At 60.1% G+C, this 22,292-nt stretch carries 17 protein-coding genes, 3 tRNA genes and 3 rRNA genes; 13 read left to right on the top strand and 10 right to left on the bottom strand.

Annotated features, from left to right (window positions below):
- Positions 1 to 9 precede the first annotated feature (9 nt).
- Positions 10 to 1,356: an aromatic ring-hydroxylating oxygenase subunit alpha gene (locus A9D13_RS06915; protein WP_066771928.1), complete on the top strand. Its 1,347-nt coding sequence runs from the start codon at positions 10 to 12 to the stop codon at positions 1,354 to 1,356.
- 75 nt (positions 1,357 to 1,431) lie between these two features.
- Here the strand turns inward: A9D13_RS06915 and A9D13_RS06910 are convergent, their stop codons facing one another.
- From A9D13_RS06910 to A9D13_RS06900, 3 genes are read right to left on the bottom strand one after another with little or no spacing between them, the layout of a single operon-like run.
- A complete protein-coding gene (locus A9D13_RS06910; RefSeq protein WP_066771926.1) occupies positions 1,432 to 2,205 on the bottom strand; it encodes an SDR family NAD(P)-dependent oxidoreductase in 774 nt (257 codons plus the stop codon).
- A 13-nt stretch (positions 2,206 to 2,218) separates the two neighbouring features.
- Entirely contained in the window at positions 2,219 to 3,022 is an 804-nt protein-coding gene (locus A9D13_RS06905) for an SDR family NAD(P)-dependent oxidoreductase (RefSeq protein ID WP_066771925.1), read from the bottom strand.
- Complete coding sequence (locus A9D13_RS06900) at positions 3,019 to 3,801, bottom strand: SDR family NAD(P)-dependent oxidoreductase (protein ID WP_066771922.1); 783 nt, start codon at positions 3,799 to 3,801, stop codon at positions 3,019 to 3,021. The genes A9D13_RS06905 and A9D13_RS06900 overlap by 4 nt, the downstream gene beginning before the upstream one ends.
- A gap of 160 nt (positions 3,802 to 3,961) precedes the next feature.
- Between A9D13_RS06900 and A9D13_RS06895 the strand changes: the two genes are divergently transcribed.
- Positions 3,962 to 5,380 (top strand): aromatic ring-hydroxylating oxygenase subunit alpha, encoded by a 1,419-nt coding sequence (locus A9D13_RS06895; protein ID WP_066772125.1) that lies wholly within the window; start codon positions 3,962 to 3,964, stop codon positions 5,378 to 5,380.
- Positions 5,380 to 6,171 (top strand): ThuA domain-containing protein, encoded by a 792-nt coding sequence (locus A9D13_RS06890; protein ID WP_066771920.1) that lies wholly within the window; start codon positions 5,380 to 5,382, stop codon positions 6,169 to 6,171. Before A9D13_RS06895 ends, A9D13_RS06890 begins: the two co-directional genes overlap by 1 nt.
- A 10-nt stretch (positions 6,172 to 6,181) precedes the next feature.
- On the opposite strand, the gene A9D13_RS06885 is transcribed toward A9D13_RS06890, so the two are convergent.
- Positions 6,182 to 6,706 (bottom strand): YceD family protein, encoded by a 525-nt coding sequence (locus tag A9D13_RS06885; RefSeq protein WP_066771918.1) that lies wholly within the window; start codon positions 6,704 to 6,706, stop codon positions 6,182 to 6,184.
- Positions 6,703 to 7,215 (bottom strand): ubiquinol-cytochrome C chaperone family protein, encoded by a 513-nt coding sequence (locus A9D13_RS06880; protein ID WP_066771916.1) that lies wholly within the window; start codon positions 7,213 to 7,215, stop codon positions 6,703 to 6,705. The genes A9D13_RS06885 and A9D13_RS06880 overlap by 4 nt, the downstream gene beginning before the upstream one ends.
- Before the next feature lie 268 nt (positions 7,216 to 7,483).
- Here A9D13_RS06880 and A9D13_RS06875 point away from each other — a divergent pair, with 268 nt between their 5' ends.
- From A9D13_RS06875 to A9D13_RS06860, 4 genes are all read left to right on the top strand, one after another.
- The gene (locus tag A9D13_RS06875) at positions 7,484 to 7,987 is read left to right on the top strand and encodes an outer membrane protein assembly factor BamE (protein WP_229665546.1); all 504 of its coding nucleotides are present in this window, start codon (positions 7,484 to 7,486) and stop codon (positions 7,985 to 7,987) included.
- Positions 7,988 to 8,054: 67 nt separating this feature from the next.
- Complete coding sequence (gene hslV, locus A9D13_RS06870) at positions 8,055 to 8,645, top strand: ATP-dependent protease subunit HslV (protein WP_066771910.1); 591 nt, start codon at positions 8,055 to 8,057, stop codon at positions 8,643 to 8,645.
- The gene (gene hslU / locus A9D13_RS06865) at positions 8,642 to 9,976 is read left to right on the top strand and encodes an ATP-dependent protease ATPase subunit HslU (RefSeq protein WP_229665545.1); all 1,335 of its coding nucleotides are present in this window, start codon (positions 8,642 to 8,644) and stop codon (positions 9,974 to 9,976) included. The genes hslV and hslU overlap by 4 nt, the downstream gene beginning before the upstream one ends.
- Positions 9,977 to 9,987: 11 nt before the next feature.
- A complete protein-coding gene (locus A9D13_RS06860) occupies positions 9,988 to 10,182 on the top strand; it encodes a DUF1737 domain-containing protein (RefSeq protein WP_066771909.1) in 195 nt (64 codons plus the stop codon).
- A 61-nt stretch (positions 10,183 to 10,243) separates the two neighbouring features.
- On the opposite strand, the gene A9D13_RS06855 is transcribed toward A9D13_RS06860, so the two are convergent.
- The 4 genes from A9D13_RS06855 to A9D13_RS06840 form a co-directional block, all read right to left on the bottom strand.
- Entirely contained in the window at positions 10,244 to 11,164 is a 921-nt protein-coding gene (locus A9D13_RS06855; protein WP_082922190.1) for an MBL fold metallo-hydrolase, read from the bottom strand.
- A 104-nt stretch (positions 11,165 to 11,268) separates the two neighbouring features.
- Positions 11,269 to 12,762: a SulP family inorganic anion transporter gene (locus A9D13_RS06850; RefSeq protein ID WP_066771907.1), complete on the bottom strand. Its 1,494-nt coding sequence runs from the start codon at positions 12,760 to 12,762 to the stop codon at positions 11,269 to 11,271.
- A 112-nt stretch (positions 12,763 to 12,874) separates the two neighbouring features.
- On the bottom strand, positions 12,875 to 14,695 hold the full coding sequence (locus tag A9D13_RS06845; RefSeq protein ID WP_066771904.1) for an ABCB family ABC transporter ATP-binding protein/permease: 1,821 nt from the start codon (positions 14,693 to 14,695) through the stop codon (positions 12,875 to 12,877).
- 39 nt (positions 14,696 to 14,734) lie between these two features.
- Positions 14,735 to 15,517, bottom strand: coding sequence for an aspartyl protease family protein (locus A9D13_RS06840; protein WP_066771901.1), 783 nt, complete (start codon positions 15,515 to 15,517; stop codon positions 14,735 to 14,737).
- A 791-nt stretch (positions 15,518 to 16,308) separates the two neighbouring features.
- On the opposite strand from A9D13_RS06840, the gene A9D13_RS06835 reads away from it, so the two are divergent.
- The 6 genes from A9D13_RS06835 (at position 16,309) to A9D13_RS06810 (ending at position 21,656) form a co-directional block, all read left to right on the top strand.
- Positions 16,309 to 17,797: ribosomal RNA gene (locus A9D13_RS06835) — 16S ribosomal RNA — on the top strand.
- Between the two features lie 212 nt (positions 17,798 to 18,009).
- Positions 18,010 to 18,086: transfer RNA gene (locus tag A9D13_RS06830), tRNA-Ile, on the top strand.
- A gap of 19 nt (positions 18,087 to 18,105) precedes the next feature.
- Positions 18,106 to 18,181, top strand: a tRNA-Ala gene (locus A9D13_RS06825).
- A gap of 270 nt (positions 18,182 to 18,451) precedes the next feature.
- A 23S ribosomal RNA gene (locus A9D13_RS06820) occupies positions 18,452 to 21,243 on the top strand.
- A 109-nt stretch (positions 21,244 to 21,352) separates the two neighbouring features.
- Positions 21,353 to 21,467 (top strand): 5S ribosomal RNA (rrf, locus tag A9D13_RS06815).
- Together the 16S, 23S and 5S rRNA genes with 3 tRNA genes alongside form the textbook arrangement of a ribosomal RNA operon.
- A 112-nt stretch (positions 21,468 to 21,579) precedes the next feature.
- A tRNA-Met gene (locus A9D13_RS06810) sits at positions 21,580 to 21,656 on the top strand.
- 167 nt (positions 21,657 to 21,823) lie between these two features.
- On the opposite strand, the gene A9D13_RS06805 is transcribed toward A9D13_RS06810, so the two are convergent.
- Positions 21,824 to 22,292, bottom strand: a 469-nt coding sequence (locus tag A9D13_RS06805) for an integrase core domain-containing protein (RefSeq protein WP_156521949.1), incomplete at its 5' end; no start/stop codon positions are given.

Below are 22,292 nucleotides of genomic sequence, written 5' to 3'. Positions count from 1 at the left end.
GCATATCGCATGGCAGACACGCTCGATCTTCCGCCGGCAAAGCCCGGCTATCCCACTCACCCCGATGCGCAGAAACCCGCCGCGCGCGGCGATGTGATCACCGGCGACCGCTATTGGTCCAGGGAATTCGCCGACCGCGAATGGGAACACATGTGGACCAAGGTCTGGCATGTCGGCGGCCGCACCGCGCAGCTGGAAGAAGCGGGCGATTTCATCACCCATGACTTCCGCCATGAATCGGTGCTGATGGTCCGCCAGCACGATGGTTCGATCAAGGCGTTCCTCAACGTCTGCCAGCATCGCGGCAATCTCCTCGTCAACACGGACGAGGGCGGGGTGAACGGGCAGTTCACCTGCCCCTATCACAATTGGAAATGGGGCCTCGACGGCATGCTCGAGGAAGTGCAGGACCCGGAAGATTTCCCCAAGGGCGACCCCTGCGGCAAGCTGAAGCTGCATGAACTGGCCTGTGACACATGGGGCGGGTTCATCTTCTTCAGCTTCAACCCCGATCCGAAACCGCTGCTCGATTATCTCGACCCGGCGCCGACGCTGCTGGCCAATCGCGATCTCGACAATTGGGTCCGCGTGGTGCGGCGCAAGCTGCGCGTGAACACCAACTGGAAGTTTGCCTCCGACAATTTTAACGAGGCCTATCATATCCCCGCGGTGCACCCGCAGTTCATGCCGATGATCGACGATCACTACTCGACCACAGTGTTCGAGATGTATCCGTCGGGCCACAACCGCATGATCGAAAAGCTGCAGCCGTCCTCGCGTTACGAGGATGCGCAGCAGATGAAGCCGCTGTGGGCGCAGGTCCTGTCCGAGTGGGACATTGATCCCAACGACTATGACGGGCGCGCACAGGAAGGCCGCAAGGCGCTGCAGGAGGCGCGTCGCCGTCTGGGGCCGTCGCGCGGCTATAAATATTTCGAGAACTTCACCGATGACGAGCTGACCGACCAGCTGCATCACACTTTGTTCCCGAACCTGACGCTGACCGGCACGCCCGAAGGGCTGCACGTCTTCCGCACCGAACCCGATGCCGACGATCCGAACTGGTCGACCTTCGACTATTGGTATCTCGTGCCCAAGGTGGAGGGACAGACCGAGGTCGCGACCCTGTACGGCATGCGTCCGTATGAGGAAGCCGAGCTGGAGACCGACGATTACGCCGATTACGAAGCGAATATCGCGCAGGGCGACTTCCTAACGCAGGATCTCTCGCTTGCCGTGACGCAGCAGCGCGGCCTGCACTCGATGGGCTTCAAGGGTGCCTATCTGTCGGGCCAGGAAGCCCGCGTGGCGCGTTTCCACGAAGTGCTGAACGATTATCTGGAAGGGCGGCGCTGAAGCCTACCGGATTGAACCAAATAGAAATGGCCCGGGACTGCAAAGGTCCCGGGCCATTTTCGTTTGCGCCTCGGATCAGATGCGGCTGAAACCGCCGTCCATCACCAGTTCGTCGCAGGTCATGAAGCTGGCCGCGGGCGAGCACAGGAACACGACCCCGCCCGCCATTTCCGCTGGCTTGCCCAGACGGCCGATCGGGTGTCGCGCGATGGTGGCGGCCTCAGCGACCTGCGCCGATGGGGCCGCGCCCAGTTCGACATAGCGGTCCATGATCGAACCCAGCATGCCGGTGTCGATGCCGCCGGGGTGCACGGAGTTGACGCGGATATTATAGCCCAGCGCACCGAATTCGGCCCCCATGCAGGTCGAGAGCATCTTCACTGCCGACTTGCTGGTGCAATAGGCGGCGTTGAAGGGCGCGCCGCGAAGGCCGCCGACGCTGGAGAAATTGACGATCGAGGCGCCGCTCTCACGCGCCTTTCCGCCTTCCTTGAGCAGCGACAGCAAGGCTTGCGTGCCGATGACGACGGCATCGACATTGACGCTGTTGACGCGGTGGAAATCGGCAAGCGGCGTATCCTCGAACCGCGTCACGATCGAAATGCCGGCATTGTTCACCAGCGCATCCAGACGCCCGTATTCCGATGCGATGAAATCGGCGATCCGCTTCCAGTCGTCCGCGCTCGTCACGTCATGGGTGAAATAATGATCGGCGCCTGATGCATCGTCCGGGCCAAGGTCCGTGGCGATGACGGTTGCGCCGGCCTTTTTCATGGCGGCGACGATCTCGCGCCCGATCCCGCCGTTCGCGCCTGTTACCAGCGCCATACAGTCATTGAGTTCAAACATCCCGGCACTCCTCTCAACGCGCGACATAGCCGCCGTCGACTACCATTTCAGACCCTGTCATGTAGCTCGATTCCTCGCTGGCCAGAAAGGCGATGGCATCGCCGATTTCCTGCGCCGTGGCGAGCCTGCCTACCGGTGTGGAGCTGCTGACAAGGTTTTTCAGATCCTCGGCCTTTTGCGCCTGTCCGCGCGCGACCATGGCATCGAAGCCTTCATCCAGCAGCGGCGTCTGCACGAAACCGGGATGGATCGAATTCGCCCGGATCGGCACGCCATGGGCGGCGAATTCTACCGCGCAGGCCTTGCTGAACTGGCGGATCGCGCCCTTCGACGCGCAATAGGCCGAGCTGTCGGGGAAGGTGACGAGACCCATGATCGAGCTGACATTCACGATCGATGACCCGCCCTTGCGGTCCTTGCCCGACGCTTCGAGCAGGGCATAGGCATGCTTCGTGCCAAGGAAGGCCGCGTCGCTGTTTACCGCCTGCACCCTGCGCCACTTGTCGAGCGAGAGATCCTGCACGCGGCCCGTGCCGTCGATCCCGGCGTTATTGACCAGCACGTCCAGCCTGCCATCGGCCTTGTCGATTTGCGCGATCGCATCCTGCCATGCCGCTTCCTGCGTGACATCAAGCTGCACATAGGCGCTGCCCGATAGCGAAGAGAGCGCATCGGCAACCGCCGGGTCGTCGCTGTCCTTGAGGTCGGCGAGCCAGACCTTCGCGCCCCTGGCGACCAGCGCCCTGGCCGCGGCAAAGCCGATTCCGCGAAGCCCACCTGTGACCAGCGCGACGCGCCCGTCCATGGTGGCGGTCATACCCCCGACATTCCGGCGGTGGTGGCACCGTCGATCGTGTATTCGCCGCCGGAGATAAAGGCGGCCTCGTCGCTGGAGAGAAATGCGACGAGGCCGGCCACCTCACCGACCTGTGCCATACGCTTCAATGGCGACATGCCTTCGTACATCGCGCGTGCGGCAGCAGGATCGGGTTGGGAATCGACGATGCTCGTGATCATTTCGGTTTCGACCACGCCGGGCAGGATGGAATTGACGCGGATCTTGTATCCGGCCTGGCCGCAATAATTCGCGGCGGACTTGCCCAGCGCGACCACGGCCGATTTCGTGACCGAATAGGCCATGTAATTGCCCATGGCGCGCAATGCGTTCATCGAGCTGTTGATGATGACGGAGCCGACAGGACCTTCAGGGTTGTCCTTCATGATCCGCACCGCGTTCTGCACCGTCAGCATCACGCCCGTCAGGTTGACCCCGAGGATATTATTCCAGTTTTCCAGCGTGATGGCCTCGATGCTGGAATCGCCCTTTTCGGTGCCCGCATTGGCAAAGGCGATGTCGAGCCGACCGAAATCCTTACGGATGCGGGCCGACAGCTCGTCCCATGCGGCCGCGTCCTGCACCTTGTGGGCAACGAAAGTCGCGCCTGTATCGGCACAGATGGGATCGGCTGCTTCCTTGCGCGAACCTGTGAAAATGACCTTGGCGCCTTCCGCGCTCAGGCGGCGGACAGTCGCCTCGCCAATGCCGGCGGTGCCGCCCGTGATAAGCGCAACCTTGCCTGCAAGCCTGTCTGACATCTGTAATTCTCCCAGTTCTTTGATTGCAGGATTGGCCAGAGCGCGGCTTCAGGCAACCTATGACTTCGACAAGGTGACGCGCTGTTCACTTCTGGGCACATTGACGTAAAGATTGGCGCGTAAGCGCCTCGCGCATGACATAATCGAGAGGACAATGGCGATGGCAGACATCGAACCCGACATCAAACCCGGCGAAGACCGTTCCGAAGGCATCAGCTGGAACGAGCTGATGGAGAAGGATTCGCGCAAGGCGCCCGATTTCCTGACCGAGGATGCCTATGATTATCGCGGATCGGAGCCGATCCCGGCAGAGCGTTACACCAGCCCCGAATTCGCCAAGCTCGAGCGCGAGCGCATGTGGCCCTATGTCTGGCAGTTCGCTGCCCGCGAAGAGCAGCTGAACGAGCCGGGCGATTTCGTCGTCTATGAAAACGCCGGTCGCAGCTATCTGATCGTGCGGCAGGACGACGGTTCGATCCGCGCCATGCACAATGTCTGCCTCCACCGCGGGCGCAAGCTGCGCACCGAGGACGGCAATGCCGAGAAGTTCGTGTGCCCCTTCCACGCTTTCGCGTGGAACAAGGATGGCAGTTTCGACCATGCGCCGTGCCAATGGGATTTCCCCCATCTGCGCAAGAAGAACATGAACCTGCCCGACGCCGAGGTCGACACCTGGCAGGGCTATGTCTTCCTGCGCGAAAAGCCGGGCGGGCCGAGCCTTGAGGAATATCTCGCGCCGCTGCCCGAACACTTCAAGCGCTGGCGCCATGACGAATGCGTCACGGTAATGCATGTGGCGAAGGAAGTGCCCGCCAACTGGAAAGTCACGATGGAGGCGTTCCTTGAGGCATGGCACACCATCGTCACCCACCCGCAGTTGCTGCCCTTCACCGGCGATTCCAATTCCGCCTATCGGACATGGGGCGACAATGTGAACGTCAATCTCGTCCCCTTCGGCGTGATGAGCCCGCATATCCAGGAAGGGCAGGGCGAACAGTGGATCGTTGACGAGTTCATCAAGTATAACGGCCGCAGCTCCGACAATTACGACCCCGATGGCGATCCGATGGCGATCGCGGTGCCCGAAGACCAGACCGCAAGGCAGGCGCTGGGCGCGAAGATGCGGCAGGTCTATACCGAGCAGACTGGATACGACCATTCCGACGCGACCGATGCCGAAGTGCTGGACGCGCTGGTCTATAATGTCTTTCCGAATTTCGGGCCGTGGGGCGGCTTCATGCCCAATATCGTTTATAGCTGGTTCCCGGGCGAGACCCCCGATACCTGCGTCATGGACGTGCGCATCCTCGCCCGCGTGAAGAAGGGCGAGCCCAAGCCCGCCGCCGCGCCGCGCAAGTTCCTCACGCTTGACCAGAAATGGACCGAGGCGCCCGAACTCGGCGGGCTTGGCGATGTTTTCGAGCAGGACATGGACAATCTGCCCTATGTGCAGGAAGGGCTGCACTGCTCTGCCAATGGCAAGGTCGAGCTGGGCAATTACCAGGAAATCCGCATTCGCCAGTTCCAGGACACGATGATGAAATACATCAATGGCGAGCTGGGAGCGAAGGCGGACTGATGGATCGCATCGACCATGGCCCGGACCCGTTGTCCGGCGCCACCGAAGACAGCCATCCCGCCCGCATCGATTGCGTGTTGATCGCGGGCGGCGTGTGGCACGACATCGATTTCGCGCGGCTGGAGCTGTTGAAGCTGCTGGCCGAAAATCCGCGTATCCGCACCCGCGTGTTCGAGGATTTCGAGAACGTCGAGGCGATCGCTTCGGCCGACATGCTGATCAGCTATACCTGCAATGTCGTGCCCAGCGACAAGGCGCAGGAAGCGCTGCGCGACTGGGTCGAAGGCGGTGGGCGCTGGTATGCGCTGCATGGCACGAACTCGATCCTCAAGCTGATGGACGACGGCCTGTTCCACGCCCCGCGTGAAGCGCCGCTCTTCATGGACATCCTCGGCAGCCAGTTCATCTCGCACCCGCCGATCGCGCCCTATCGCGTGACCGTGGCCGATCCCGATCACGAACTGGTCGCAGGGGTCGAGCCTTTCGAGACGAATGACGAGCTCTATCACCTCGAGACGCACGGGCCATTGCATGTCCTCCTCGAAACCGAATGCACCGAGGAAGGCACCGGTTTTGCCGAGGCCGCCGATGCGCCGGGGGTGCATCCGGTGATGTATATCCGTGAACGCGGGAAGGGCGCGGTACTGTACAACACCTTGGGCCATTGCCGGGGTCATTACGACCTTCAGCCCATGGCCGAATGGTGGCCGACAGTGGACCGCTGCGCGTGGGAGCTGCCGGTGTTTTACGACCTGCTGCGCCGGGGCATCGGCTGGATCTCGCCCAGCTAGATGCCGCCTGTCACTCCTTGAGATTAAGCCCCTTCAGCGCATCGAAGGGGCTTTTCTTTTGCGGCTCCGCAAGCCCCGCCTCTTGTCGCACGCGTTCGGCATCGGGGCCGGTGGCGAACGGATCAATGGCCAGCGCAAGGCTCTGCGCCACTGCTTCGCCAAGGTCGAAACGGTCGCCTGTATATTCGATCTCGTCCAGCTGGGCTTCGTCCAGTTCGATCTCTTCATCCTCCTCGTAATCTTCGCGCTCGGGCACGAAGAGAAAGGAGAGCGGCTCGTCGATCTTTGCAGGAAGCGGGTCGCCCGATACGGCGCAGCTCTGCACGATGGCAGCCTGCAATTGCCCGTTGGCGCTGACATCCTCGCCCTTGCGGTGGAGGACCAGTTTCGCGGACAGTCTGTCGACCGAGACGAGAGCGAACCGTTCGGCCAATGCGGCGCGCTCTGCTTCATCGGCGATGATCTCGACCTCGCGGCCCTCGCACTGGCGCACCGCGATCCAGCGTTCGAGTTCGGACTTGGCAGGTGCGCTCATCGCATGACCCTCCCTTCGAGGATATCGCCATCGTCCATCGCGGCCAGATCCGCCGACAGCGCCCGCAGGCGCTGCGCCACCGGGGCAGGGGCCGCGCCATCGAGCAGCGTGACATTGCGGTCCACCGCCTGTTCCAGCAACGCGTCATCGGCGCTCTCCAGCCCTTCGCGATAGGCCGCGATCCGGCCGCCCAGGGCGGAAACGAGCTTGCCGATATGCTTGCCCACCATCAGATCGCCCACGCCTTCCTCGCGCAGCTGGCCGTCCATGTCGGTGATGAACATCTCGGTCAGGGCGACGCCGTTTTTCGGGTCGGTCGACTCAAGCCGGATCAGCACCAGCGCAGTCACCGCGCTCACCATGTCGAAACGGCCCTCTATCGTGTCGGCAACGCCTGCATTGGCATACCATTCGGGTTCGCGCGCGATCGCGATGGTACGGTGCCAAAGGGCGGAAATGCCGGTCGGCTCCATCGGCTTGGGTCGGAAAAGGCGGGAAAACAGCGACATCTTGGTAACAGGCACTCCTGCCGAGAGGGCGCATGTGCATTATGCACCGGCCCGTTCATCGGCGATTAAATCGGTACTCTTCACGCCTGCAGGCAGGCGCAGCCAGGCTGTGGAGCGATCCGCCCGGTCGATAATCGTCCGGTACGCTTGTGCGCTTGCGGGTCAGGCTCTAAAGGCTTGGCGCAGACGATATAGTAAGGTCGCGCGGCGGGCGAAAGCCTTGGCGGACCATGGCAGGCCCCTGATGGGGCAAGAGTTAAGGCGGATCATGTTTTCCAAGCGCCCCTTCGACGTTTCTCGTATGGCCATTTTCGCGACGCTTGCAGGCGCCGCTCTCGCCACGGGTGGCTGCACATCGATCCGCGATCACCGCGGCTATATCTTTGACCCCGCGCTAGCCAATGCGATTCAGCCGGGCATCGACAACAAGCAATCGGTCGAAGGCACGCTGGGCCAGCCCAGCATCGCGAGCCAGTACGGTCAGCCGGTCTGGTATTATGTATCTTCCACCACTTCGCAACGTGTGTTGGGCGTTCCCAATACCGAAAAGCATGAAGTGTTGAAGGTCGCATTCGACGCGTCGGGCAACGTCGCCAGCGTGACACGGGGCGGCATGGACGATGTGCGCGACATCAACCCCAATGGCGACAAGACCGAGACGATGGGCCGCGACCGCAGCTTTATCCAGGATCTGTTCGGCAATATCGGCACCGTTGGCAGCATGCCCGGCGGCGCGGGCGGCAGTGCAGGCGGCGGCCCCAACGGCAGCTGATCGGTCGGGCGGGGTAAGCTGTCGCGGGTGATATTGAACCCGCGCGCGCCAGCCCCATATCCGGCGCATGGACGGATATTCGCATAATTCGAACTCGGCCCACGGGCTGACGCCATGGCATGGCACCACGATCATCGGCGTAAAGCGCGGCGGCAGGACCGTCGTTGCGGGCGACGGACAGGTATCGATGGGCAATACGGTGATGAAGCCGACTGCGCGCAAGGTGCGCCGGATCGGCAATGGCTCCGTGATTGCCGGTTTCGCAGGTGCGACCGCCGATGCCTTCACCCTTTTCGAACGGCTTGAACGCAAGCTGGAGCAGCATCGCGGCCAACTGATGCGCGCTGCGGTCGAGCTCGCCAAGGATTGGCGCACCGACAAATATCTGCGCAATCTTGAGGCGCTGATGATCGTCGCGGACAAGGACGTGCTACTGGTCATCACCGGCAATGGCGACGTGCTAGAACCCGATGGCGGCATCACTGCGATCGGATCGGGCGGCAATTATGCCTTGTCCGCTGCAAGGGCGCTTTCGGATTACGAGCAGGATGCAGAAACGATCGCGCGCAAGGCGATGAAGGTCGCCGCCGACATCTGCGTCTTTACCAATGACAATGTAACGCTGGAATCCATTGAGGATGAGAGCGCAAAGGCATGAACGATCTTTCCATGGACAATCTGAACCTCACCCCGAAATCGCTTACACCCAAGGCGATCGTGGCCGCGCTCGACGAACATATCGTCGGGCAGAAGGACGCGAAGCGCGCCGTGGCGGTCGCCCTGCGCAATCGTTGGCGCCGCCAGAAACTGCCCGCCGAACTGCGTGACGAGGTCACGCCCAAGAACATACTGATGATCGGCCCCACGGGCTGCGGCAAGACCGAGATCAGCCGCCGTCTGGCAAAGCTGGCCGATGCACCTTTCGTCAAGATCGAGGCGACCAAGTTCACCGAGGTCGGCTATGTCGGCCGCGATGTCGAGCAGATCGCCCGCGATCTGGCCGAAGAGGCGATCCGTCTTGAAAAGGACCGCCGCCGCGAAGCCGTGCGCGGCGCGGCGAGCGAGGCGGCGATGAAGCGCCTGCTCGACGCGCTGGTGGGCGAAAATGCGAGCGAGGCGACGCGCGAGAGTTTCCGCCTGCGCATCATCGACGATTCGATGAATGACAAGGAAGTCGAGATCGAGGTCGAGGACCAGCCCAACATGAACATGGAGCTGCCCGGCATGGGCGGCAATGTCGGCATGATCAACCTGTCGGACATGATGGGCAAGGCATTCGGGCAAAAGAACATGAAGCGCCGCAAGCTGACCGTGGCGCAAGCCTGGGACAAGCTGATCGACGAGGAAGCCGAAAAGCGCATGGACCAGGACGATGTCGCCCGCGTCGCGCTGCAGAATGCAGAGCACAACGGGATCGTCTTTCTGGACGAGATCGACAAGATCGCCGTGTCCGACCAGCGCGGCGGCACCGTCAGCCGCGAAGGCGTGCAGCGCGACCTGCTGCCGCTGATCGAGGGCACGACCGTCTCTACCAAATACGGTCCGATGAAGACCGATCACATTCTCTTCATCGCCAGCGGCGCGTTTCATGTGTCAAAGCCAAGCGACATGCTGCCCGAATTGCAGGGCCGCCTGCCGATCCGGGTCGAGCTGCAAGCGCTCACCGAAGAGGACTTCGTCCGCATCCTGTCGGAAACGCGCGCCAACCTCGTCGAACAATACTGCGCCCTGATCGCGACCGAGGAGGTCACTCTGGATTTCCATGAGGATGCAATTCAGGAAATCGCCTCCACCGCCGCGCAGGTGAACGAGACGGTCGAGAATATCGGCGCACGCCGCCTGCAGACGGTCATGGAAAAGCTGCTGGAGGAGGTGAGCTTCGACGCGGAAGAACGCACCGGTTCCACCGTCACTATCGACCGCGCCTATGTGCAGGATCGCCTTGGCGAGCTGGCGGGCGATGCCGATCTGTCGAAATATATCCTGTAAGGTCGAAACCCATGGACAAAGCCAACCCACCCGAAGGCCGCCTGCCTTACCGCTGCCTCACCGGCCCCGACGACCACGCCTTTTGCGAGCGTGTGTCAAAGGCGCTGGAAGAAGGATGGAAGCTGCACGGATCGCCATCGCTGACGCACGACGGCAGGCAGGTGATCGTGGCGCAGGCCGTGATCTGGCCCGGCTGGTCGGACTGATCCCTCGCCCTGAATAAAAGAAAGCCCCCGTGTCGATCAGACGCGGGGGCTTTTCTCATGCTCATTCGGGCGTAGAAACTTCGGGACGCATCTGGAGATATTCATTGTCGACCAGCTGGCGATAGACGCCCGCGATATTGTCATCGTGCCACTCGTCGAACATCTTGAGGTCCGAAAATTCGGAGAGGTCGAGAGATCCCTGTATCTCCTCCAGCGACTGACCTGCGATGATGCCGTCCAGCACGCCTTCATGCAGCGTTTCGAGATAGGCGAGCGAGCGGCGCACGTCTTCGGGCCCGCCCATGTCGGCATGGCCCCCGATAAATCGTGAGAATTCGACATCGTCGAGAACCGCGCGGATCGATGCGATCGCTCCGACGACGTCATAACCCTTGAGATCGAGATAAGGGAGGCGGCCCAGCGTGATCCAGTCGACGACATGCAGCGTGCCGTGTTCGGGCATCAGCATGCTGACCGATCCGCGCCCGTTATTGGTGCCCCAATATTGCAGCTCGACATGATCGCCGCCCGGCAGGGCCAGCGTGAAACTATCGGCGAAGGTAATGTCGGGCATGCGCACCTGCGCCTTGGTCAAGACCCAGGCTTGCGCCGCCAGTTCATGGGCGACGAATTGTGTCGCGCCATCGTCCAGCTCTTCCCCGCCATAGGCGTGGTCGGGGTGATTGTGGCTGTAGAGAACATGGGTAATGGGCTTGCCCGGAAAGCGCGTGCGCAATTCGCCGCGCAGCCAGCGCGCCGCTTCTTTGCTGAGCGGGTCGCCGGTTACGATGCCTTCGTCATGGACAAGGAAGAAGGAGTGATAATTGCCCGCCGTCCAGCGATAAAGCCCGTCGCCCAGATCGGAGATCGCCCGCGTTTCGCTTTGCGCGGCGGCGCTGGCGGGCAGGGCGGTTGCCGCGATGACCGGCGCGGCCAAAGTCAGCGATAGAAAAGAGGCGGAACGAAAAAGCTTGGCGACCATGCGGTGTCCTTCTTTGCGGCAGCGCCCGTCGCGCCGCCTGCCTCAAAAGGAATGTGGGTGCCGCCCTATCGTTCCGCCTGCAATCAATTCATACGCACTGATACTCAAGGATGCGGGGCGAGCCCTGTCTCCACGCCGGTCTTGTCGGTCAGCGCAAACTTGTCGACCAGGTCGGCGCTGGCGCGGTTGAGGCCCACGACCTGCACGCTGCGGCCATTGCGGCGCATGCGTTCGACCACCTTGTCCAGCGCACCCACGGCGGAGATGTCCCAGAAATGCGCCGAGGTCACGTCGATCACCACGTGATCGGCAGGATCGGGCTGCCCGCTTTCGGGGCCGAGCGCGGCCTGGAACCGGTCGACGCTGGCAAAGAAGATCTGGCCGGTGACGGTGTATTTCGCCACTTCGCCATCGCGCATGCGGGTGACGGAGAACATGCCCATCACCTTTTGCGCGAAGAAGATGCCCGACAGCACCACGCCAACCAGCACGCCCAGCGCGAGATTGTGGGTCGCGACCACGACCACCACGGTCGCCAGCATGACCACGCTTGACTGCCAGGGGTGGCGTTTGAGGTTCGGAATCGAGTTCCAGCTGAAGGTGCCGATCGACACCATGATCATGATCGCCACCAGCGAAGGCATCGGCACTTGCCCGACCCAGGGCCCGAGTACGGCGAGCAGGATCAGCAGCACGAAACCGGCGGTAAAGGTCGACAGCCTGCCGCGCCCGCCCGAAGTGACATTGATGACCGACTGCCCGATCATGGCGCAGCCGCCCATGCCGCCCAGCAGGGCCGCGACGATATTCGCTCCGCCCTGGCCTGCGCATTCGCGGCGCTTGTTCGAATCGGTGTGCGTCATGTCGTCGACGATCTGCGCGGTCAGCATCGATTCGAGCAGGCCGACAGCCGCCATCGTCAGCGAATAGGGCGCGATGATCGCCAGCGTTTCCCACGTCAGCGGTATCTGCGGCAGGTGGAAATAGGGGAGGCCTTCGGGCAGTTCGCCCATGTCGGCGACGGTGTTGACCGGCAATTCCATCGCGATCGACACGACCGAGAGCACGATGATCGAAATCAGCGGCGAGGGGATCGCGGTCGTCACCTTGGGGATGAGATAGATCATGGCCAGCCCCGCCGCGACCATCGCATAGGTGATCCACGTCACATTCGTCAGTTCCGGCAGCTGCGCCATGAAGATCAGGATGGCGAGCGCATTGACGAAGCCGGTGATGACCGAGCGCGAGACGAACTGCATCAGGAGGTCGAGGCGCATGATCGCCGCGATCCCCTGAAAGATGCCCATCAGGATCGTTGCGGCGAACAGATATTCGACGCCATGATCGCGCACCAGCGGCACCACCACCACCGAAACCGCCGCCGTCGCGGCAGAGATCATGCCGGGCCGCCCGCCGATCAGCGCGATCACCATTGCGATCGCGACCGAGGCATAAAGACCAACGCGCGGATCGACGCCCGCGATGATCGAAAAGCCGATGGCTTCGGGGATCAGGGCGAGCGCAACGACGATGCCGGCAAGAATGTCGGCACGCGGGTTGGAAAGCCAGTCGCGGCGAAGCGTGGCCGGATCGAACATAGGTCAGGTCCTGTGGGCTGTTGAGCGGCATGCGGGCCGCGATATGCCTTCGCATGTGCAGAAAACATGCGCGCAAGGCAACCCCCGGACTGTGGTGAGGGGCGTCCTGCCGCTATTCGGCGGCCTCGCTGGCAGCTGGCGCTTCGCTCGCCTGCCGGGCCCACATTTCGGCATAAAGGCCATCTTCGGCTAGCAGCTGAGCATGGCTGCCCTGTTCCACCAGTTGTCCGCCCTCCAGCACGATGATGCGGTCCGCGTCGACCACGGTCGACAGGCGGTGCGCGATGGTGAGCGTGGTGCGATCGGCGGCAACAGCGCGTATGGTGCGCATGATGTCCTGCTCGGTCCTTGTGTCGAGGGCGCTGGTCGCCTCGTCGAACAGGATGATCGGCGGGTTCTTCAAAAGCGTGCGCGCAATGGCGACACGCTGCTTTTCGCCGCCCGACAGCTTCAGCCCGCGTTCGCCCACTTCGGTTTCGTACCCGTCGGGCAGGCTTTCGATGAAATCGGCAATGGCCGCGCCGCGCGCTGCCGCCTCGATCTCGCTGCGGGTCGCGCCCTCTCGGCCATAGGCGATATTATAGCCGATGGTGTCGTTGAAGAGCACGCTGTCCTGCGGGACGATGCCGATATGGGCGCGCAAGCTCTGCTGGGTGACGGTTTTTATATCCTTGCCGCCGATCAGGATGCGGCCTGCGGTCGGGTCGTAAAAACGGAACAGCAGTCGCGCGATGGTCGACTTGCCCGCGCCCGATGGCCCGACAATGGCGACCCGCTCGCCAGCCTCCACCTTGAAGGTCAGAGATTTCAGGATCTCGCGATCCGGATCATAGCCGAAACGCACACGGTCGAACCGCAGGGTAGGGCGGGTGATGACCAGCGCGGGCGCGCCCGGCGCGTCGGACACTTCCATTGGCGTGTCGACCAGCGCGAACATCTCGGCCATGTCGATCAGTCCCTGCCGGACGGTGCGATAGACCATGCCCAGCATGTCCAGCGGGCGGAACAGCTGCGTCAGATAGGTCTGCACCAGCACCAGATCACCCGTCGTCAGGTCGCCGCGATACCAGAACCAGACCGTGTACCCCATGGCAAAGGCCATCAGCCCATTGGTGATCAGGGCCTGCACGATATTAAGGAGACCCAGCGAGTTCTCGCTCTTTACCGCCGCATCGGCATAGGCGCGGGCCGACCGGCCATAGCGTTCTTCCTCGCGGTGCTCGGCGCCGAAATATTTGACCGTCTCGTAATTGAGCAGCGAGTCGACGGCGCGGCTCAACGCCTGTCCGTCCAATGCGTTCATCTGCGCCCGCAGCTTGGTGCGCCACTCGGTGATCCAGCGCGTCGCCAATATATAGGCCACGACCGCAAAGCCGGTGGCGGCAACCAGCGTCCAGCCGAAATTGATATAGAAGATGACGCCCACCGCGATCAGCTCGATCACCGTGGGGGCGATGTTGAACAGCAGGAAATAGAGCATGGTGTCGATGCTCTTGGTCCCGCGCTCGATCGTCTTGGTCACCTCGCCGGTGCGCCGCGACAGGTGGAACCGCAGCGAGAGGCGATGAAGCTGCGCGAACACGTCCTGCGCCAGCGTGCGGGTCGCGTCCTGTCCCACGCGCTCGAAAGCGATGTTCCGGAAATTATTGAAAGCGACCGAGGCGAAACGCCCCGCCGCATAGGCCAGCACGAAGGCGAGGGCGACCATTGCCGCCTCGTTCGCGGGCGTGGTCATGGAATCGATCGCGCGCTTATAGGCAAAGGGCAAGGCGAGCGTCGTCGCCTTGGCCGCCAGCACCAGCGACATGGCCAGCACGATCCGCACGCGCAGGGCGCGATTGTTCGCTGGCCACAGATAGGGAAGGAACCGGCGCAAGGTGCGCCAGTCAGCCTGGCTTTTCAGCTGGCCGGTGGAAATATGATCGGGCGGCATGGCCCCCTATCTAGTGACGGCACCGGGATAAGCCAGTGGTCAGCCCTTCAGGTCGAACGAAACCTCCCGCCGCGCGAAGTCGACCGAGATCCGGCGGAAGGCGCGCAGATGGTTCATGCCAAGCAATACCGCGGGCTGATCCGACAGGCCGAGCGATTCGAAGGCGGGGGAATCGCTGATGATGAAGGCGCTCTCGCCCATGACCAGCGGACCCATCCGAAAGCTGTCGGCCAGCACGACTTCACGCAGACCTTCCGCGCCGGTCACGTCCAGTATGCTCGCCTTCCCAATCGCGCGCGCGCGCGACAGCCGCCGGCGAAGCGCGGGATTGGCGATCGAGACATTGCTGCCGGTATCGATGATGACCTGTACCGGCACACCGTCGAGATCGGCCGAAGTCAGCACCATCCGGTCATCGACTCGCCTGGCGCGGACCGTGATTTCGAAGCTGCGACCGTCCGATCGCGCCGACAATGCGGACTTGGGGCGGCTTCGCGAACGGGTGATGGTGATGTTGTCACTCTCGAAATCGAAGACCACCCGGTAATCGCGAAGGCTGTCGATCCCCAGCACGCCGGCTGCGCCGAGATGTTCTGCTTCCAGCAGGACGGCACGGGCCGAACTGATGGCGTGTTTGCCGATATTAAACCGTGTCGCCCCGATTCTCTGGGCATCGGCCCGGCCGATCCCTCCGGCGAGGCTGAGGCTGCCTAAGGCCACCAGTCCGAGATCGGCGGCTAGCTGGGTGCTGAACACCGTCGTCTCTGACCCTGTATCGATAAGAAAGGGAAAGGGGCCGACGCCATCGAAGTGAACGGGCACCGTTATTCGCTCGAAGGAATTCGTTCCGGCAATCGTCCCGTGCTCCCCGGAAGCCGATCCATCGCGCATCTCGCCAGGGCCATGGAGGGAATCGTCCTGAGCTGCACGATCAAGGGGAGGGGGCTGGGCGGATGCTGCTCCGCTCATGACGATGGCAGGGACGACCAATGCGGTCGCAAACGCGAACCTCTCCAACGAGTCCATCTCTCTTCTCCCGCTGGCATCCTACTCCTTGTCCGGCAAAATCCCAAGCAGAGGCCCCGGAATCCGCCGTTTGCGGCTATCCGGCAATCAGGAAATCTGCGGCGCGAGGAGGGGGGAGCCTACTGTAAAACAGCATAAGTTACTGAAATGCAGCATTTTATCACTTTTTTGAAAGAAAAATGAAAAACATGTGTTGACCGACTCAAAGGGTGTCCATATATGCCGCCTCACCGACGGGGACGACGCTTCAACGGCTCGCTTCTGACGGTCGCCAACATAGACGGACAGCAGCTCCTCCGAACGTTAAGATCGGGGCGGCTTAGTTGTCCGCCTTTAATTGTCTGGCGGTTCTTTGACATTGTAGGTTTTAGATGAAGGGACATGTGGGCGACGGCGCCCCGTCCGGGGAGCTTCAGGCTCCGTGTACGGGTTGATTAAGTCGATGCCACGTTCTGCCGGCCACCACGGCTGGTATGAATGATACATGTCCTTCGTATCCATTACGTTTGACAAGTGCAGGTATCGGCTCCTGAAGTTCGGTGCATTGGGCGGGTCAGCTTCGGCTGATGCTCATTGTGTCGTGACACAAACTTGAGAGTTTGATCCTGGCTCAGAACGAACGCTGGCGGCATGCCTAACACATGCAAGTCGAACGAAGGCTTCGGCCTTAGTGGCGCACGGGTGCGTAACGCGTGGGAATCTACCCTTAGGTTCGGAATAACTCAGAGAAATTTGAGCTAATACCGGATAATGTCTTCGGACCAAAGATTTATCGCCTTTGGATGAGCCCGCGTTAGATTAGGTAGTTGGTGAGGTAAGAGCTCACCAAGCCGACGATCTATAGCTGGTCTGAGAGGATGATCAGCCACACTGGGACTGAGACACGGCCCAGACTCCTACGGGAGGCAGCAGTGGGGAATATTGGACAATGGGCGCAAGCCTGATCCAGCAATGCCGCGTGAGTGATGAAGGCCTTCGGGTCGTAAAGCTCTTTTACCAGGGATGATAATGACAGTACCTGGAGAATAAGCTCCGGCTAACTCCGTGCCAGCAGCCGCGGTAATACGGAGGGAGCTAGCGTTGTTCGGAATTACTGGGCGTAAAGCGCGCGTAGGCGGCTTGCCAAGTCAGGGGTGAAATCCCGGGGCTCAACCCCGGAACTGCCCTTGAAACTAGCAGGCTAGAATCTTGGAGAGGTCAGTGGAATTCCGAGTGTAGAGGTGAAATTCGTAGATATTCGGAAGAACACCAGTGGCGAAGGCGACTGACTGGACAAGTATTGACGCTGAGGTGCGAAAGCGTGGGGAGCAAACAGGATTAGATACCCTGGTAGTCCACGCCGTAAACGATGATAACTAGCTGTTCGGGTTCACAGAACTTGGGTGGCGCAGCTAACGCATTAAGTTATCCGCCTGGGGAGTACGGTCGCAAGATTAAAACTCAAAGGAATTGACGGGGGCCTGCACAAGCGGTGGAGCATGTGGTTTAATTCGAAGCAACGCGCAGAACCTTACCAGCCTTTGACATCCTGGTCGCGGATTAGAGAGATCTTTTCCTTCAGTTCGGCTGGACCAGTGACAGGTGCTGCATGGCTGTCGTCAGCTCGTGTCGTGAGATGTTGGGTTAAGTCCCGCAACGAGCGCAACCCTCATCCTTAGTTGCCATCATTTAGTTGGGCACTTTAAGGAAACTGCCGGTGATAAGCCGGAGGAAGGTGGGGATGACGTCAAGTCCTCATGGCCCTTACAGGCTGGGCTACACACGTGCTACAATGGCGGTGACAGTGGGCAGCGAACTCGCAAGGGTGAGCTAATCTCCAAAAACCGTCTCAGTTCGGATTGTTCTCTGCAACTCGAGAGCATGAAGGCGGAATCGCTAGTAATCGCGGATCAGCATGCCGCGGTGAATACGTTCCCAGGCCTTGTACACACCGCCCGTCACACCATGGGAGTTGGGTTCACCCGAAGGCGTTGCGCTAACTCGCAAGAGAGGCAGGCGACCACGGTGGGCTTAGCGACTGGGGTGAAGTCGTAACAAGGTAGCCGTAGGGGAACCTGCGGCTGGATCACCTCCTTTCTAAGGATTGATGCGAAAGCGTCCGACGTCAGTTGGAAAGAGCTTCGCAGCTTCCAAAGAACATGCCGTCGTCCTCATGTCCCTTCATCACTGGAGATCAGCACCGCTGCTGCAAAGCGCGTGTGCTGTGTCGCCTGAGCTGGCCATTCTGGCTTCCACTGGCGCCCGCTGCGGCTGCCTTCTGCAAGGAAGGATTGAGCCGGCGGGCAAGTGGGCCTGTAGCTCAGTTGGTTAGAGCGCACCCCTGATAAGGGTGAGGTCGGAGGTTCGAATCCCCCCAGGCCCACCAATCGTTTTGCGTTTCTAAAGGGGCCTTAGCTCAGCTGGGAGAGCACCTGCTTTGCAAGCAGGGGGTCATCGGTTCGATCCCGATAGGCTCCACCAGAACGCAGATGGTGACGAACTACTCCAGGGATGAAGAGAAAGCTGATCCGGCTTATGCCGGTTAGGCGATCATATGGATCGCCGATCTTTGACATTGTGAATGGGTTTTTAAATCGATGCCGTGGCGGTATCGTGTGACGAGCAGGGAGACCTGCGCGTGCATGGTATCATCACAAGATCAATCAAAATTGATTATCTGGCTGAGATATCGTCCGCACCTAGTTAACAGCGCAGGCATTATGCAGGCCTGTCGTTGATGGTGTGGATTCTCAAGCGTGAGGTAAGAGCATTTGGTGGATGCCTTGGCATGTACAGGCGATGAAGGACGTGGCACGCTGCGATAAGCGTCGGGGAGTTGTGAGCAAACTTTGATCCGGCGATTTCCGAATGGGGAAACCCACCTTCACCATTTCTCTCGTTGTTCGAGCAATCGGGCAGTGAGTGAGGTGGATAAGGTATCCCGAGGTGAATAAAATAGCCTTGGTGAAGCGAACCCGGGGAACTGAAACATCTCAGTACCTGGAGGAAAAGACATCAACCGAGATTCCGTTAGTAGTGGCGAGCGAACGCGGACCAGGCCAGTGCCTGTATCTAAACTAGCAGAACACTTTGGAAAGAGTGGCCATAGCGGGTGACAGCCCCGTATGCGAAAATGAGGATACAGGACTTGAGTAGGGCGGGACACGTGAAATCCTGTCTGAACATGGGGGGACCACCCTCCAAGCCTAAATACTCGTACATGACCGATAGCGAACTAGTACCGTGAGGGAAAGGTGAAAAGCACCCCGATTAGGGGAGTGAAACAGTACCTGAAACCGAATGCTTACAAGCAGTTGGAGCCTCTTTAGGGGGTGACAGCGTACCTCTTGCATAATGGGTCAGTGACTTAATTTATCATGCGAGCTTAAGCCGTTAGGTGTAGGCGCAGCGAAAGCGAGTCTGAATAGGGCGACTGAGTATGATGAATTAGACCCGAAACCCGGCGATCTATGCATGACCAGGTTGAAGGTGCGGTAACACGCACTGGAGGACCGAACCGGTGAATGTTGAAAAATTCTCGGATGAGTTGTGTTTAGGGGTGAAAGGCCAATCAAGCCGGGAAATAGCTGGTTCTCCGCGAAATCTATTGAGGTAGAGCGTCAGATGTTTGCCGATGGGGGTAGAGCACTGGATGGGCTAGGGCGGCGCGAGCTGTACCAAACCTAACCAAACTCCGAATACCATCGAGTCTAGTCTGGCAGACAGACGGCGGGTGCTAAGGTCCGTCGTCAAAAGGGAAACAGCCCTAACCTACAGCTAAGGTCCCCAAGTCATCACTAAGTGGGAAAGCATGTGGGAATCCCAAAACAACCAGGAGGTTGGCTTAGAAGCAGCCATCCTTTAAAGAAAGCGTAACAGCTCACTGGTCTAAATAAGGGTTCCTGCGGCGAAGATGTAACGGGGCTAAAGTGATGCACCGAAGCTTAGGGTTCATAGTTTACTATGAGCGGTAGCGGAGCGTTCCGTAAGCGAGTGAAGCGATCTGGTAATGGGTCGTGGACGTATCGGAAGTGCGAATGCTGACATGAGTAGCGACAAACAGGGTGAGATGCCCTGTCGCCGAAAGACCAAGGGTTCCTACGCAATGCTAATCAGCGTAGGGTGAGCCGGCCCCTAAGACGAGCCCGAAGGGGGTAGTCGATGGGAACCACGTTAATATTCGTGGGCCTGGAGATGTGTGACGGATTGCGGAAGTTGTTCTCTCTTATCGGATTGAGAGGGCAGCCATGTTGTCCCAGGAAATAGCCTCTCCATATAGACCGTACCCGAAACCGACACAGGTGGTCAGGTAGAGTATACCAAGGCGCTTGAGAGAAGTATCCTGAAGGAACTCGGCAAATTGCCTCCGTACCTTCGGAAGAAGGAGGCCCTCTTTCTACGCAAGTAGTTGGAGGGGGCACAGGCCAGGGGGTAGCGACTGTTTAGCAAAAACACAGGACTCTGCTAAGTCGGCTTCAAGACGACGTATAGGGTCTGACGCCTGCCCGGTGCTGGAAGGTTAAGAGGAGGAGTGCAAGCTCCGAATTGAAGCCCCAGTAAACGGCGGCCGTAACTATAACGGTCCTAAGGTAGCGAAATTCCTTGTCGGGTAAGTTCCGACCTGCACGAATGGCGTAACGACTTCCCCACTGTCTCCAGGATATGCTCAGCGAAATTGAATTCTCCGTGAAGATGCGGAGTACCCGCGGTTAGACGGAAAGACCCCGTGCACCTTTACTGCAGCTTCAGAGTGGTATTAGGAAAGAGTTGTGTAGCATAGGTGGGAGGCTTTGAAACGTTGGCGCCAGCTGACGTGGAGCCATAGGTGAAATACCACCCTGCTGTTTTCTGATATCTAACCTCGCGCCGTTAGCCGGCGTAGGGACCCTCTGTGGCGGGTAGTTTGACTGGGGCGGTCGCCTCCTAAAGAGTAACGGAGGCGCGCGATGGTAGGCTCAGGCCGGTTGGAAACCGGCTGCAAGAGTGCAATGGCATAAGCCTGCCTGACTGCGAGACTGACGAGTCGAGCAGAGACGAAAGTCGGTCATAGTGATCCGGTGGTCCCTCGTGGAAGGGCCATCGCTCAACGGATAAAAGGTACGCCGGGGATAACAGGCTGATGATTCCCAAGAGCTCATATCGACGGAATCGTTTGGCACCTCGATGTCGGCTCATCACATCCTGGGGCTGGAGCAGGTCCCAAGGGTTTGGCTGTTCGCCAATTAAAGTGGTACGTGAGCTGGGTTCAGAACGTCGCGAGACAGTTTGGTCCCTATCTGCCGTGGGCGTCGATACTTGAAAGGAGTTGCCCCTAGTACGAGAGGACCGGGGTGAACATACCTCTGGTGTACCTGTCATCCTGCCAAGGGTGCCGCAGGGTAGCTATGTATGGACGGGATAACCGCTGAAAGCATCTAAGCGGGAAGCCTCCCTTAAGATTAGGTATCTTCGAACCGTCGTAGACCACGACGTTGATAGGCCGGGTGTGGAAGTGCGGTAACGCATGGAGCTAACCGGTCCTAATAGTTCTGTTCGCGCTTGAGAATTCCACATCATCAATGACAGTCCTGTCTTTGATGTGGACGATCCTCGACCAGATATTCACCCTCAAGGGTGCATCGATTTAAAAACGCTGCCACGCCTGCTTCATTGCTTGGTGACCATGGCGTCTGTGACCCACCCGATCCCATCTCGAACTCGGCCGTGAAACCAGACTGCGCCGATGGTACTAATGCTCAAGCATTGGAAGAGTAGGTCGTCGCCAGGCATTGAAGCCGGCGTGTCAGCGAAAAACCCATTCACATGACTTCCAAAAAGCCGCTGCCGGATATTACCGAGCGGCGGCTTTTTAGTCTCTACGCTGCCCAGCAGCACGGTGACGCGGGGTGGAGCAGTCCGGTAGCTCGTCAGGCTCATAACCTGAAGGTCGTTGGTTCAAATCCAACCCCCGCAACCACCGATATAGAACTCCTCATTGCACCTAGATCATGCGCCGGCGCCTTCGTGGCCGCCAGACCCACCACGTGTGCCGGGTCGAGTTCGACTTCCGCCTCGACATCATTGCTCTGCCACCTGAAACTTGGACCATTCAGCGTGTTGGTCTGAGCCCGAAGTTTCTACCAGTTACGAGTAGAGCCTTGGGCCGTTTTGATGCCCATCGCTGGGCGTGATGGCAACAACCGTATTGGGGGCATGCCCCCAATACGGTTTGCCGTTTGATCCGGCACCGATCTCGGCCGGAGTTCTGTTTCCGAGGCTCGAGTGGGGCCGGAAGTGGTTGTAGTCGTGTCGCCATGCCTCCAACTCCTGGCGGGCATGGGCGAGGCTGGTGAAGATCGTCTCGTTCAAGAACAGCCGCGCGTTGAAGCTCTCGATGAACCCATTCTGGTATGGCTTGCCCGGCGCAATGTAGTGCCATTCCACATTGCGCTCCTTGGACCAGCGCAGGATCGCCATGCTGGTGAGTTCTGTCCCATTGTCGCTGACAATCGTGTGGGGCCGCGCCATCCGATCAAAGACCGCTGCATCGAGCTCCCGCCCGACCCTGGCGCCGGAGATCGATGTGTCGGCGATCAGTCGGACGCACTCTCGG

Origin of the sequence: Croceicoccus mobilis (genome assembly GCF_001661965.1) — a bacterium.
GTDB classification, from domain to species: domain Bacteria; phylum Pseudomonadota; class Alphaproteobacteria; order Sphingomonadales; family Sphingomonadaceae; genus Croceicoccus; species Croceicoccus mobilis.
The sequence above is the reverse complement of the archived record's forward strand: the minus strand, read 5'-3'. Positions and strand labels throughout refer to the sequence as shown.